This window comes from uncultured Reyranella sp. (genome assembly GCF_945957355.1).
Classification (GTDB): Bacteria; Pseudomonadota; Alphaproteobacteria; order Reyranellales; family Reyranellaceae; genus Reyranella.
The window spans coordinates 1-13430 of record NZ_CAMFKM010000032.1 but is presented as its reverse complement, the minus strand read 5'-3'; the positions used below and the strand labels follow the sequence as shown (position 1 = coordinate 13430).

Sequence of the window (13430 nt, the reverse complement as noted above, 5' to 3'; positions counted from 1 at the left end):
TCTCAACGAACCGTGCCGCTCAGGCGTACCAGCAGGATGGTGGCGACGAAGGCGACCATGGCGACCACGAATGTGAGGCCAAGCACGCCCTCCGCACCGTAGCTGGCCATCACGGCCGCCAGGACCGGCGGTGCGGCGGCGGAGACGATGCCCTGTGGCAAGGCGAGGCGGCCGAGATAGGTGCCGAACTGCGCGCGGCCGAAGAGGGCAAGCGGCAGGGTGGCACGCAGCACGGCCTTCATCCCGTTGGCGATGCCGTAGGCCATTATGCAGACCAGTGCCACGGCGAAGTTGCCGCCAGCCAGCAACGCCAGGCCCAGGCCGAACGGCAGCACGGCGCTGGAAAACAGGGTCGAGCTGGTGATCGTGTAGCGGTGGCCGAATGCCAGCTCGAATACCCGCACCGCAACCTGCGCCGGCCCGATCAGCGTGGCCAGCAGGAGCGCCGTCGCGGGATCGTGACCGAGGCCGCGCAGCACGCCGATCGCGTGCACGATGAAACCGGTGAAGATGAAGGCGCCGCAGGCAAAGGAGATCGACAACAGCAGGAAGATCCGTTCGGTGTGCGCCGATGGCGGCGCCTGCACCGCGGCGCCCGCCGGTGTGTGCGTGCCGGCCATGGCTCGGCCAGGCAGCATCAGCAGATGGACCGGTGCGCAGATCGTGAGGTGGATCGCGGCGTAGATCAGCACCACGCCGCGCCAGCCGAAGAGCAGCTCGAGCGCCTCGGAGACCGGCCAGAACACGGTCGACGCGAAGCCGCCGATGATGGCCAGCACGGCGATCGCCTGCCGCGCCCGGGCTCCGGCGATCTGGGCAAGGGCGATGCTCGACGGTGTGTTGAGCGCCAGGGTCGAGGCGACGCCCATGGCGGCCCAGCACAGCAGGTAGGTGATCATTCCCTGCGAGAGGGTGAGGGCGGCGAGCGACAGCGCGTAGAGGACGGACCCCACCGCCATGACGGTGCGCGCGCCGGTGCGGTCGAGCAGGCGGCCGACGCGGGGCGAGAAGAGCGCACCCACGCCGAACATCACGGTGATGCCGCCATAGACGACCTCGCTTGGCAGGCCGAGATCGTGCTGGATATGCCGGCCCAGCACCGAGGGCATCAGGAAGGTCGTGCCCCAGCCCACGATCTGTGTGAGGCCGAGGCCGGCAGTGGCCCGGGCCGTCTGGCTGACCCTCACGCCGCTCGGGTCTGCTGTTCGGGATAGAGCGAAAGGAGTCCGGCCTCGCTGGCGGCGCAGACGCCGCGCTCGGTGATCAGCGCCGTCACAAGGCGTGCAGGCGTCACGTCGAAGGCGGGATTGGCGCCAGCGCTGCCCTCAGGGAGGATTTGCACCGTGGCGAGTTCGCCCGTCTCCAACCCATCTTTCACGAGACGCCCTGTCATATGCGACAGCTCGCGGGCGCTGCGCTCCTCGATCGGGATGTCGCGCACGCCGTCGAGGATCGTCCAGTCGATGGTCGGATAGGGCAGGCCGACATAGAAGGGCACGCCGTTGTCGTGCGCCGCCAGCGCCTTCAGGTAGGTGCCGATCTTGTTGCAGACATCGCCGCCGCGCGTCGTGCGGTCGGTGCCGGTGATGACGAAGTCGACCTGATCATGCTGCATCAGGTGGCCGCCGGCGTTGTCGGCGATCACGGTATGGGGCACGCCATGCTTGCCCAGCTCCCATGCGGTCAGGCTGGCACCCTGGTTCCTGGGCCGCGTCTCGTCGACCCAGACATGGATGGGGATGCCGGCATCGTGCGCCTGATAGATCGGCGCCAGCGCCGTGCCCCAGTCGACCGTGGCGAGCCAGCCCGCGTTGCAATGGGTGAGGGCGTTGATGCGTCCGCTCTTGTCGCGTGGCTTCAGTTTACGGATGAGGCCCAGCCCGTTTTCGCCGATGCGGCGGCAGATCTCGGCATCCTCGTCGCAGATCTCGGCGGCGCGCCGGTAGGCGGCCTCGCGTCGCTTCGCCGCCGGCAGCGGCGCCAGCAGCGCCCGCAGGTCGTCGAGCGCCCAGCGCAGGTTGACCGCCGTGGGCCGCGATTCCATCAGAACCGTGTAGGCGCGCGCCAGCATCGCATCGGACGGGTCGGTGGCCATGGCGAGCGCCATGCCATAGGCCGCGGTGGCGCCGATCAGCGGGGCGCCGCGCACGATCATGGTGCGGATCGCCACCTCGGCATCCTCCATCGTGCGAAAATCGCGCACGACGAAGCGATGGGGCAGCAGGGTCTGGTCGATCGCCTGGACGGTCGTGCCGTCGGGGCTAAGCCAGATGGTTCGGTAAGGGGTGCCGTCTACTTTCACCCCGCCATTTTAGACGGCGCGCGCCACCGCGTCGATTATCGCCGCCGAATCGAGCCCGTAGGTTCGATAGAGGTCGGGAATGTCGCCGGACTGGCCGAACTTCTCGATGCCGAGCGGCACGACCCGCTGGCCGCGCACCGATCCCAGCCAGGACAGCGCCAGCGGATGGCCGTCCATCACGGTCACGATGCGTGCATCGCGCGACAATGGCGCGAGCAACCGCTCCACCGGGCTCGGCGAACGGTCGACCAGGCCCGCCGTGCGGCCGCGATTCCGCTGCGCGGCCAGCCAATCGGCGTGGAGACGGTCCGGCGAGGTCAGCACCAGCAGGCCGGCGCCGCCGAAGTCGCGCGCGACGCTCTCGTGTGCCGCGACCGCCTCGGGCGTCACCGCGCCCATGGCGACGATGGCCACATCCGCGCCGTCCTCGGGCGGGGCGTACCAGTAGCCGCCTGCCACGATGTCGGCCTGCTGCTGCGACGTCAGCGTGCGTTCGGGCTGCGCCAGGCTCCGCGTCGAGAGGCGCAGATAGACCGAGCCGCCGTCGGGCTGCTGCATGTACTCGAAGCCGTGGCGCATCAGCACCGCCAATTCGTCGACATAGGCCGGCTCGTAGGAGACGAGGCCGGGCTGGCCGATGCCGATCAGCGGCGTGTGGATGCTCTGATGCGCGCCGCCTTCCGGTGCGAGCGTCACGCCCGACGGCGTCGCCACCAGCATGAAGCGCGAATCCTGGTAGCAGGCATAGTTCAGCGCATCGAGGCCGCGCGCGATGAACGGATCGTAGAGCGTGCCGATCGGCAGCAGGCGCGCACCGAACAGCTGGTGGCTGAGGCCGAGTGCAGCGAGCTGGATGAACAGGTTGTTCTCGGCGATGCCCAGCTCAACATGCTGGCCCTTGGGCGTCTGCCGCCAGAGCTGTGCCGACACGACCTTGAGCTCACGGAACACATCCTCGGCCTCGGTGTGTCCGAACAGGCCGCGCCGGTTCACCCAGGCGCCGAGATTGGTCGAGACCGTGACGTCGGGCGAGGTCGTTACGATGTGGCGGGCCAGTTCGCCGTCTTCCGAGGCGATGGCATTCAGGATCTTGCCGAACCCTTCCTGCGTGCTCGACTTTTTATCGTTGGGCTTCGTGAGTTGCGCGGGGATGGCAACGACCGGCGCGTCGGTGCGGCGACGGCCCTCCGCATTGAACGGGGCGGCATCGAGGAAGGCCTGCAGGTCGGCCGGCTGGGCGGTGAGACCCGCGAACTTCTCCCATTCCTGGCCGTCGGCAATTCCCATGCCCTTCTTGAAGCCCGCCATCTGGTCGAGCGTCATCAGTCCGGAGTGATTGTCCTTGTGGCCGGCGAACGGCAGGCCCTGGCCCTTGATCGTGTAGGCGATGAAGCAGGTCGGCGTGTCGTCGTTCACACCCTCGAAGGCGTCGACCACGGCCTGCATGTCATTGCCCGCCAGGTTGGTCATCAGCCTGTGCAGCGCCGCGTCGTCGTGCTGCTCGAGGATGCGCCGCACGCCTGGATACTGGTTGAGGTCGCGCGTCAGCGCCTCGCGCCAGCCGGCGCCGCCCTTGAACACCAGCGCCGAATAGAGCGAGTTGGGGCAGGCGTCGATCCAGTCGCGCAGATGCGCGCCGTCGGGCTGCGTGAAGGCGGTCTCCAGCAGCTTGCCGTATTTCAGGGTGACGACGCGCCAGCCGACCAGTTCAAACATCTCGGCGACCCGGCCGAACAGCCGGTCGTTCACCACGCCGTCGAGGCTCTGGCGGTTGTAGTCGATCACCCACCACAGGTTCCGGACGTCGTGCTTCCAGCCTTCGAGCAGCGCCTCGAAGATGTTGCCTTCGTCGAGTTCGGCGTCGCCCACCAGCGCCACCATGCGGCCGGCGGGCCGCTTGCCGTCACCCAGCTTCTTCAGCCGCACATAGTCCTGCACGATCGACGAGAACAGCGTCATCGCGACGCCGAGGCCGACCGAACCGGTCGAGAAGTCGACGTCGTCGGTGTCCTTGGTGCGCGACGGATAGGACTGCGCGCCGCCCAGGGCGCGGAAGCGTTCGAGCTTCTCGCGGGTCTGGTGCCCGAACAGGTACTGGATGGCGTGGAACACCGGCGAAGCATGCGGCTTCACCGCGACGCGATCCTCGGGCCGCAGCACCGAGAAGTAGAGCGCCGACAGGACCGTCGCCAGCGAGGCGCAGGAGGCCTGGTGGCCGCCGACCTTGAGCCCGTCGCGGTTGGGACGGATATGGTTGGCGTGATGGATCGTCCAGGCGCTGAGCCACAGCACCTTGCGTTCCAGTTCACGGAGGAGGCGGAGACGCTGGATGGGGGCGAGGGTGGTCATGGACACCGGCATACGCCTGCTCCTTTGGTAGGTCCTTGCGTTCGGGTCGCCAAACAGGCTGTATAGGGCAGGAATTCCCCGGAATGTGGCGATTTAAGCAATGATCTCCCTGGACGCAATCGACCGGCGCATTCTCGAACGGCTGCAGCATGACGGCCGCCTCAGTAACGCCGACCTCGCCGAGCAGGTCGGGCTCTCCTCCTCGCCGTGCTGGCGGCGGGTCAAGGCGCTGGAGGAGGCGGGGGTCATCAAGGGCTATGCCGCCCAGGTCGACGCCAAGTCGGTCGGTCTGTCGGTCAACGTCTTCATGAGTGTGTCGCTCACGACCCAGACCGAGAAGGCGCTGAAGGACTTCGAGCGCGCGGCGGCGGAACGGCCCGAGGTGATGGAGTGCTACCTGATGACTGGCGACAGCGACTACCTGCTGCGCATCGTCGTGCCCGACCTCGAAGCCTATGAACGCTTCGTCATGGATTTCACAAAGATCCAGGGCATCGCCCAGATCCGCAGTTCGTTCGCGCTGCGCCCGGTGAAGCAGGGGGCGGCGTTGCCTCTTGGCCAAGGAGAAGTGAAAGGTCCCTCGCTGCGCTCGGGATGACAATGGTGTTGAGATTGGCGCCGTGCGTCGATCCGAAAAACGCTGTCATCCCGAGCGCAGCGAGGGACCCTTAATCTTCCAGCTCGATCACGCCGCTCATCATCGGCTTGCAGCGGCCGCCGATGTAGGTCGCGACGACTGTGCCGGCCTTCTTCTCCGCAGAAGCCTGCAAGACACTCGGCCGGCCCATGTCGAAGCCCTGGCCGATGGTCTTCGCAAGCGTGATGTCGGACTCGGGCCGGTGATGCGCCAGCACGCCGATCAGGGCCACGTTGGCGGCGCCGGTCGCGGGATCCTCGGGGATGCCGTGCTCGGGGGCGAACATGCGGGTGTGGACGTCGATCTCGCCGTCCTTCTCCTGCACGTAGAGATGGATGCCGACGATGCGGTCGCGTGGCAGCTCGCGGGCGAAGATCTCGGCGCGGGGGCCGGCCCGGCGCAGCGTCTCGCGTGACTTCAACTCGACGAACAACAGCGGGGCGCCGCACGACGCGACGCGTGGCGGGTGGACGTCGAGCTTCAGGTCATCGGGCTCGAGGGAGCAGGCCCGCGCGACAAGGGCTGGGTCGATCTCCTCGCCGAAGCTGAGCGGCACCGGGGCCGCGAGGCGGGTAGCCACGACCGCACCGCCCTCGCGCACGATGTCCATGGCCACCAAGCCTGCCTTCTCCTCGAAGACCAGCCGGTCGCCGCCCACGGGCCGGCCGTAGCTGGTGCCGGCGCGGGCCAGCACGAAGGCGGTTCCGACATTGGGATGGCCGGCGAAGGGCATCTCGGCCTTGGGCGTGAAGATGCGGACCTCGGCCGTATGGGCCTGATCCTTCGGCGGCAGCACGAAGGTCGTCTCGGCCAGGTTGAACTCGGCCGCGATGGCCTGCATCCGGTCGTTCGACAGGCCCTGTGCATCGGTGATGACGGCCAGCGGGTTGCCCCCGAACTGGCGGTCGGTGAAGACGTCCACGGTGACGAAATTGAGTTTCATGATTCCAAATCTCGCATGGCGCGCTAAGCTTCGCGCATGACCAAAGCTCAGGCCGCCCCTAAAATCTCCTACGATCACGGCGTTTCGGACAAGAAGCTGATCGGCGAGACGATCGGCACCTTCTTCGACCGCACCGTCGAGGCCCACCGCGATCGTGAGGCGCTGGTGGTCCGCCACCAGAACGTGCGCTGGAGCTGGGGCGAACTCGGCCGTCGGGTCGACGAACTCGCCGCCGGCCTTCTGACGCTCGGGCTCGAGCGCGGCGACCGGGTCGGCATCTGGTCGCCCAACAATTCGGAATGGACCCTGGCCCAGTTCGCAACTGCGAAGGCCGGCCTCGTGCTGGTGAACGTCAACCCGGCCTACCGGCGCGCCGAACTCGAGTACGCGATGAACAAGGTCGAGTGCAAAGCGCTGATCCTGGCGCCGGCGCTCAAGACCTCGAACTATCTCGAGATCGTCGAGGATCTCGTGAAGGCGAACAAGCTGCCGCACCTGACGCACGTCATCCGGCTCGGGACCGAGAAGACGCCAGGCATGCTCAACTTCGACGATGTGGCGACGGCCGGTGGCAACGCCGAGAAAATGCGCATCGCCGAGCTGGGGCCGAAGCTGCAGTTCGACGACGCGATCAACATCCAGTTCACCTCGGGCACCACGGGCTTCCCCAAGGGCGCGACGCTCAGCCACCACAATATCCTGAACAACGGTTACTTCGTGGGCGAGGGGCTGAAGCTCACGCCGCAGGACCGCCTCTGCATTCCCGTGCCGCTCTATCACTGCTTCGGCATGGTGATGGGCAATCTCGGCTGCCTGACGCATGGCTCGACCATGGTCTACCCGTCCGAGGCCTTCGATCCGCTGGCGACCCTGCAGGCCGTGGCCGAGGAGCGCTGCACGGCGCTCTACGGCGTGCCCACCATGTTCATCGCCCAGCTCGACCATCCCGACTTCGCGAAGTTCGACCTGAAGAGCCTGCGCACCGGTATCATGGCGGGCTCGCCCTGTCCCATCGAGGTGATGAAGAAGGTGCAGAGCCACATGCACATGGGCGAGGTCACCATCGCCTACGGCATGACCGAGACCTCACCCGTGTCGACGCAATGCGCCACCGACGATCCTGTCGAGCGCCGCGTCTCGACGGTGGGCCGGGTGCTGCCGCACATCGAGATCAAGATCGTCGACACCGAGGGCCAGGTGGTGCCGCGCGGCGAGACCGGCGAGTTCTGCACGCGCGGCTATTCGGTGATGAAGGGTTACTGGAACGACGAGGCCAAGACGAAGGAGGCCGTGGACGAGGCCGGCTGGATGCGCACCGGCGACCTCGCCACCATGGACGAGCAGGGCTACGTGAACATCGTCGGCCGCCTCAAGGACATGATCATCCGCGGTGGCGAGAACGTCTACCCGCGCGAGATCGAGGAGTTTCTCTATCGTCACCCGAAGGTGCAGGACGTCCAGGTGATCGGCGTGCCCGATCCGCGCTACGGCGAAGCGGTCTGCGCCTGGATCAAGCTGCATGCCGGCCAGACCGCGACCGACGAGGAGATCCGCACCTTCTGCCAGGGCCAGATCGCCCACTACAAGATCCCGCGCTATATCGAGTTCGTGCCGGAATTCCCCATGACGATCACCGGCAAGATCCAGAAGTTCGTGATGCGCGAACAGACGATCGAGAAGCTGGGGCTGAAGGCGCAGAAGACAGCTTGAGCCATTCCCAGGTTCATCCGGTGTGAGTCGATTGTTGGCATCTTCGTGACCCTTCGAGGGTAGGCGCAACGCGTCCGGCGGTCCCTCGTTGTCGGCGGGTCCGACATCAACCGGGGCGCGTTGCTCGTGAAGTCCGTCGCCGTCCTATCCTCCGATACCTTCTCTCGCTCGCACGATGGATACCGTTCCCTCCGCCGGGCGCCGCTGGTCCGCATCGCGCAGCCGGCAAGCCGTTTTCCCGCTTTCGATCATCTTCGTGTCTTCGTGATCGCGCTCGTGGTGCTCCAGCATGTCGCTCTGGGCTACATGGCCGGCGGTGAGGCTGTCTCCGGCGGCTCCTACACCAATGGCAGCGCGCCCGTCGTCGACATGGCGCAATGGTCCGGCTTCAATGTCATCGTCACCTGGACCAACGGCTTCTTCATGCCGTTGATGTTCCTGCTGTCTGGCCTGTTCGTGCGCCCCTCGCTCGCGCGCAAGGGACTGCGCCAGTACCTGATCGATCGTGCGGTGCGCCTGGCACTCCCGTTGCTGGTCGGCGTCGCGACGATCGTGCCGCTCTCCTATTACGCCGCCTACCTGCTGAGTGGCGGTGGCGACAGCCTCGTGAGCTTCTGGAAACATATGGTCACCGTCGGGCCGTGGCCGAGCGGACCGCTCTGGTTCGTGGGCGCGCTGCTCGTGTTCGATGCCGCGTTGGCGATGGTGCTCGCACAGGATCGCGCATGGCACTTCGCGCGGCGCTTCGGCCAGGGTCTGGACCGCATCCCTGCCGGCGCCTGGCTGATGCTCTTCATCGTGGCGAGTGCCGTGGCCTACCTGCCGTTCCAGCTTGCCTTCGGCAAGTCGCACTAGCTGACGGCCGGTCCCTTCGGCATCCAGTCGAGCCGCATCGGCCTCTATTTCTTCGCGTTCGCCGCGGGGGCATTCATCGGGCCCGAGCGGCTGGCGCGCGCGTTCGAGCGGCAGTGGGTGAGGTGGCCTGTATTGGCCGTGCTCGCGACGGCCGCTTTCTTCGCGCTCGACGGACGGGAGGTTCCCGCGTGGGTCGACGCCGTAACGCTGGTCCTGTTCTCGACGATCACGGCCTTTGCCCTGCTGGCGCTGGCGGTCCGATTTGCCCGCGAGTTAGAGACGGTCGGACAGAGTCTCAGCGCGAATGCCTATGGCATTTATCTCGTTCATTGGCCGATCGTGCTGTGGCTGCAGTTGCTCCTTTTGTGGACGCCGCTTGCGCCGGTGGCCAAGGGAGCGCTCGCCATGACGCTGGGCTTCACGCTGAGTTGGGCGGCCTCGAGCCTGCTCCGCCGGCTGCCGGGCGTGGCGCGGGCCGTCTAGCGGGCCTTTGGGGACGGTACCATGGTACCTCATTTGGGGTGCGGCACCGGTTTCGATTGTTTCGTTTATTGCGGTTGTTTCGTTTGTTGGGCGAGGCGACATCGGTTTTGCGGGCAATCCGGCAATTTTTATGTTGCGAAGGATTCGCAATCGCGATACAAAGTCGCGTCTTCCAACGAAGATCGTAAGCGTCTCACGTGAAGCAACGCAGCCAATCGTCGCGCGCCTCTCCGGGCCGCGACCCTGCGTGAGACAATCATCTTGTTTTCCCATCTCGGACTGCGCCGCCTGCCGGCGCGCTATGCGGCAATCGTCCTTCCGCTCGTCCTGTCGCTCATCATGACCTTCGTCGTGTCGGGCATCGCGACCGCCCGCGGCGCCGGTCTGTCGCCCGGCTTCATCGCGGTCTGGATGAGCGCCTGGGGCCTGTCCTGGCTGGTGGCGTTTCCCGTTCTCCTGGCCGTCATGCCGATCGTTCGGCGCATCGTCGGCCTGATCGTCGAGACACGTCCGGGCTGAGGCTCGGCCGCCTCAGGGTCGGTGCGCCTCCAGGAACATCCTGATGTGGCGCACCGCCAGCGGCACGCGCTCCGGCGTGTCCTTCCACGGGTAGAGCGTCACCTGCGCGTTGGGCGACAGCATCGCCACTTCCATCGCGACCTTGTACGGGTGGGGCGGGCTGTCGTCGGGCGCCACCAGGATCGGCGTCTTGCACGCCTTCACGAACTCGCGCGGCACGGTGAACACGAAGTCGGCTTTCTTCGTGTACATGTTGGTGAGGAACCGGCTCACCTGGTCCATCGAGTACTCGGGCCGCTTGGCCACGAAGTCGGGGCCCCAGCCCTTCATGTTGTTGTCGTAGAACTGGTCCGGCAACTCCGGCCGGAAGCCCGAGGGCTGCGTCAGCACGGCGGCAATGACGCGGTCGCCGATCCGCTTGATCAGGTTCCAGATCAGCGGCTGCCCGATACAGTAACCCAGCACCATGAAGCGATCGGCGCCGAGGTGGTCCATCAGGCCGACATGGTCATCGGTGAAGGCGTCCCAGGTGCGCTCGATGTCGAGCGGGCCGGTCGACTGGCCGCCATTGGCGTTGCGCAGGTCCGCGCAGATGCAGCGGAACCTGTCGCTGAATTCCTTCAGCGCGTTGAACGGATGCGATTTGTCGAGGCCGGCGATCGTCGAGTTGAGGCCGCCGCCCGGAATGATCAGCAGCGGCAGGCCCGAGCCCGCCTCTTCGTAGTGAATGCGGACATCGCCATTTTCGTAGAACGGCATGGATGTTCTCTCCCTGTCCGCACCGTGCCACGCGACGCGTCAGGGTGCAAAGATCAGACAGGTGGTCGTGCCGTGCGCCAGCAGACGGCCATTTCCGTCGGTGATCCGTCCTTCCGCGGTGCCGACGCGGCGACCAGCATTGAGCACGAGACCTTCGGCGCGAATCAGCCCTGTCTCCGGTGTGATCGGGCGCAGCAACGAGATCTTGAACTCGACCGTCGTCTGGGCAAGTCCCTTCGCCAACGTCGTCTGGATCGCGAGGCCCATACAGCTGTCGAGCAGCGTCGCCGCCAGCCCACCATGCACCGTGCCCGACGGATTGAGGTGCCGGTCGGTCGGCACGATGGCGACGACGACCCTGCCGTTTGCCGCCTCGACCACATCGTAGCCCAGCGTCTCGGCGATCGTGTTGAGCGGCAGCGTGCCGTCGGCCAGGCCTTGCACGAATTCGAGGCCGGTCATTCCGGCCCGCGCCTCGGGGCTGACGGTTCCGTAGGTCTTGGGCGTGGTCTGTCCTGGCATCGACGGGCTCCCTGAAGGCATGAGTCTCGCATGCCTACCGTCGAATGCTGTTGGTGTCTGGCCGCTTTCGGTCCCGGTTGCCGCGCCGGGCGATACCTTTAGCCCAACAGGCGCTTCACCACGTCGAGCTGGATGTGGGCGGCGTCGACCATCTCGGCGATCGGCACGCTCTCGTTGGCGGCGTGGCCCTGGGCGCCGGAGCCGGGACCGAAGTTGATGATCTCGATGCCGTCGTCGGCATAGTAGCGGCCGTCGCTGACGCCCGTGGCGTTGAGGAACTTCACCTTGCGGCCGCTGTAGGCCTTGACCGCGGTCTCAAAGGCGCCGACGGCCGCGCCGTTCTCGGGTGCGAAGAAGCCGTTGGTGCCGGTCAGGAACTCGACGCTGTACATCGACTTCGGCTCGCCGACGCCATCGACCACCTTCTTCAGCTCCTTGAAGGCGTCCTTCACCTTCTCGTTGGGCAGCAGGCGGCGATCGATCTCGACGGTGCAGGCCGAGGGCACGACGTTGGTATTGTGGCCGCCATGGAACATGCCGATGTTCACCGTCGACTTCATGGCGCCCGAGACGCGGCTCTTCAGGGCCTTGTCGTAGTAAGAGCTGAGCGCACCCACGAGCCGCATCATGCGCAGGATGGCATTGTCGCCGGCGGCCGGATTGCCGGCATGGGCGGCGCGGCCCGTTGTCGTGATACGGGCCCACATGACACCGCGCTCGGCCACGATCAGGTTGTTCTCGGTCTGCGCGCCCAGGATCAGCGCATCGGGCTTCACCTTGCCGCTCTTGCGCAGGTACTCCATGCCCTCGGGCCCGAGATTCTCCTCGTCGGCCACGAAGGTGAAGATCAGCTCGCCCGAGGCCGGCCCGCCGCGGCGCGCGATCTCCTCGGCGATCCAGATCTGCACCGCCATGCTGCCTTTGCAGTTGCCGGCGCCCAGCCCGTAGACGAGGCCGCCCTTCACCAGTGCCTTGTAGGGGTCGCTCTTCCAGTTCGAGCGTTCGCCGACGCCGACCGTGTCGACATGGGCGTTGAAGGCGATGGTCGGGCCCTTTGCCTTGCCCTTCATGCGCGCCACGACATTGTCGACGCCCTTCTTGTGGGTCGCGATCTCGACCTTGTAGCCCGCCTTCTTCAGGCGCTTGGCCGTATAGGCGCAGATCTCGACCGAGGTGCCGGGCGGGTAGGGGCTCGGCAGGGCGATCAGGTCGGACAGGATCGCTACGAGTTCGGACTGCATCTTCTTCGACATCAACGGTTCCTCAGCGGTTGGCCAGTTCGACCAGCACCTCGACCAGGACACGGGCGCCGGCGGCGAGATCCTGCGGGGTGGCGTTCTCGATTTCGTTGTGGCTGATGCCGCGTTCGCAGGGAACGAAGATCATGCCGGTAGGGCAGAGGCGGGCGATGTGCATGGCGTCGTGGCCGGCGCCCGACGGCATGTCCATGTTCGAGAGCTTCAGCGCGTTGGTCTTGGCGCGCACCAGGTCGACCACCATCGGATCGAAGTTGGTCGGCGGCACGGCGGTCACGCGCTCGATGCCGGCGGTGCAGGGCGCGGCCTGCGAAGCGACGATCTCCTTCAGCTTCTTCTCGTGCGCCTCCAGCACCGAGTCGTCGGGATGGCGCATGTCGATGGTGAAGACCGTCCGGCCCGGCACCGTGTTGGGCGAGCCGGGCCCGACATCGACGCGACCGATCGTGAAGCGAAGCATGTCGTCCTTGTCGGTCGTCGCCTCGTACATCGCCTGGGCGATGCGCAGCGCGGCGACAAAGGCGTCCTTGCGGGCGGCGCGCGGCGTCGTGCCAGCATGCGCTTCCTCGCCTTCGGTCGTGACGATGTAGCGGCGGCTGCCCTGGATGGCGGTCACGACGCCGATGGTCTTGCGTTCGTTCTCCAGCCGCGGGCCCTGCTCGATGTGGGCCTCGACATAACCGTCGAGCGGGAAGCCGGGGCTGCCGTCGAGCATCGGCGCGGGGGCGGCCTTCAAGGTCTCGGCGAGCGCGTCCTTCAGCACGACGCCCTTCCAGTCCTTCACCTGCAGCATCTCGCCGAGGTCGTTGTGGCCGGCAAACACCGCCGAGCCCATGGCGCCGGGCTGGAAGCGCGAGCCTTCCTCGTTGGTCCAGGCGACGGCGATGACGGGGCGGCGTGTCTTTACGCCGGCATCCTCGAGCGCCTCCAGCGCTTCGAAGGCCGCGAGGACGCCATACATGCCGTCGAAGCGGCCGCCGGTCGGCTGGCTGTCCATGTGCGAGCCGCTCATGACCGGCAGCGCCTTGGGATCGGAGCCCTCGCGGCGCACGAAGAGGTTGCCTATGGCGTCGGTCGAGATCGAAAAGCCGCGCG

11 protein-coding genes and 1 pseudogene are annotated in these 13430 nt (G+C 66.6%); 4 read left to right on the top strand and 8 right to left on the bottom strand.

All coding sequences use genetic code 11. The features are described 5' to 3' along the window. Positions 1-2 precede the first annotated feature (2 nt). The 3 genes from Q0Q48_RS27265 to Q0Q48_RS27255 are packed head-to-tail and all read right to left on the bottom strand — an operon-like array spanning position 3 to position 4651. A complete protein-coding gene (locus tag Q0Q48_RS27265; protein ID WP_295145459.1) occupies positions 3-1187 on the bottom strand; it encodes an MFS transporter in 1185 nt (394 codons plus the stop codon). Then, complete coding sequence (gene mtnA / locus Q0Q48_RS27260; protein WP_295145457.1) at positions 1184-2302, bottom strand: S-methyl-5-thioribose-1-phosphate isomerase; 1119 nt, start codon at positions 2300-2302, stop codon at positions 1184-1186. The genes Q0Q48_RS27265 and mtnA overlap by 4 nt, the downstream gene beginning before the upstream one ends. A gap of 9 nt (positions 2303-2311) precedes the next feature. Further along, positions 2312-4651: a transketolase gene (locus Q0Q48_RS27255; protein WP_295145455.1), complete on the bottom strand. Its 2340-nt coding sequence runs from the start codon at positions 4649-4651 to the stop codon at positions 2312-2314. 100 nt (positions 4652-4751) lie between these two features. Between Q0Q48_RS27255 and Q0Q48_RS27250 the strand changes: the two genes are divergently transcribed. Further along, complete coding sequence (locus Q0Q48_RS27250) at positions 4752-5249, top strand: Lrp/AsnC family transcriptional regulator (protein ID WP_295145453.1); 498 nt, start codon at positions 4752-4754, stop codon at positions 5247-5249. 70 nt (positions 5250-5319) lie between these two features. On the opposite strand, the gene Q0Q48_RS27245 is transcribed toward Q0Q48_RS27250, so the two are convergent. Next, positions 5320-6231 carry a PhzF family phenazine biosynthesis protein gene (locus Q0Q48_RS27245; protein ID WP_295145451.1) on the bottom strand — a complete coding sequence of 304 codons (912 nt, stop codon included), beginning with the start codon at positions 6229-6231 and terminating at the stop codon, positions 5320-5322. A gap of 36 nt (positions 6232-6267) precedes the next feature. Here Q0Q48_RS27245 and Q0Q48_RS27240 point away from each other — a divergent pair, with 36 nt between their 5' ends. The 3 genes and pseudogenes from Q0Q48_RS27240 to Q0Q48_RS27230 all read left to right on the top strand — a co-directional run bounded on the left by Q0Q48_RS27240 (position 6268) and on the right by Q0Q48_RS27230 (position 9798). Beyond that, entirely contained in the window at positions 6268-7941 is a 1674-nt protein-coding gene (locus Q0Q48_RS27240) for an AMP-binding protein (protein WP_295145449.1), read from the top strand. 126 nt (positions 7942-8067) lie between these two features. Continuing rightward, a pseudogene (locus tag Q0Q48_RS27235) lies at positions 8068-9279 on the top strand (acyltransferase). 261 nt (positions 9280-9540) lie between these two features. Next, entirely contained in the window at positions 9541-9798 is a 258-nt protein-coding gene (locus tag Q0Q48_RS27230) for a DUF2798 domain-containing protein (RefSeq protein ID WP_295145447.1), read from the top strand. A gap of 12 nt (positions 9799-9810) precedes the next feature. On the opposite strand, the gene Q0Q48_RS27225 is transcribed toward Q0Q48_RS27230, so the two are convergent. The 4 genes from Q0Q48_RS27225 to Q0Q48_RS27210 all read right to left on the bottom strand — a co-directional run. Next, positions 9811-10557, bottom strand: a complete 747-nt coding sequence (locus Q0Q48_RS27225; protein ID WP_295145445.1) for an alpha/beta hydrolase — start codon at positions 10555-10557, stop codon at positions 9811-9813. Between the two features lie 39 nt (positions 10558-10596). Next, positions 10597-11079: a PaaI family thioesterase gene (locus Q0Q48_RS27220; RefSeq protein ID WP_295145444.1), complete on the bottom strand. Its 483-nt coding sequence runs from the start codon at positions 11077-11079 to the stop codon at positions 10597-10599. A 98-nt stretch (positions 11080-11177) separates the two neighbouring features. Then, positions 11178-12332: a M20 family metallopeptidase gene (locus tag Q0Q48_RS27215; protein ID WP_295145442.1), complete on the bottom strand. Its 1155-nt coding sequence runs from the start codon at positions 12330-12332 to the stop codon at positions 11178-11180. 10 nt (positions 12333-12342) lie between these two features. After that, positions 12343-13430: hydantoinase/carbamoylase family amidase (locus Q0Q48_RS27210; protein ID WP_295145440.1), on the bottom strand; the 1088-nt coding region annotated here is incomplete at its 5' end.

Excerpts from the sequence above, each read along its gene's own strand:
- Q0Q48_RS27245 (WP_295145451.1), bottom strand. The coding sequence starts at position 6,231 with ATGAAACTCAATTTCGTCACCGTGGACGTCTTCACCGACCGCCAGTTC.
- Q0Q48_RS27215 (WP_295145442.1), bottom strand. The coding sequence starts at position 12,332 with ATGTCGAAGAAGATGCAGTCCGAACTCGTAGCGATCCTGTCCGACCTG.
- Q0Q48_RS27240 (WP_295145449.1), top strand. The coding sequence starts at position 6,268 with ATGACCAAAGCTCAGGCCGCCCCTAAAATCTCCTACGATCACGGCGTT.
- Q0Q48_RS27250 (WP_295145453.1), top strand. The coding sequence starts at position 4,752 with ATGATCTCCCTGGACGCAATCGACCGGCGCATTCTCGAACGGCTGCAG.
- Q0Q48_RS27220 (WP_295145444.1), bottom strand. The coding sequence starts at position 11,079 with ATGCCAGGACAGACCACGCCCAAGACCTACGGAACCGTCAGCCCCGAG.
- Q0Q48_RS27225 (WP_295145445.1), bottom strand. The coding sequence starts at position 10,557 with ATGCCGTTCTACGAAAATGGCGATGTCCGCATTCACTACGAAGAGGCG.
- Q0Q48_RS27255 (WP_295145455.1), bottom strand. The coding sequence starts at position 4,651 with ATGACCACCCTCGCCCCCATCCAGCGTCTCCGCCTCCTCCGTGAACTG.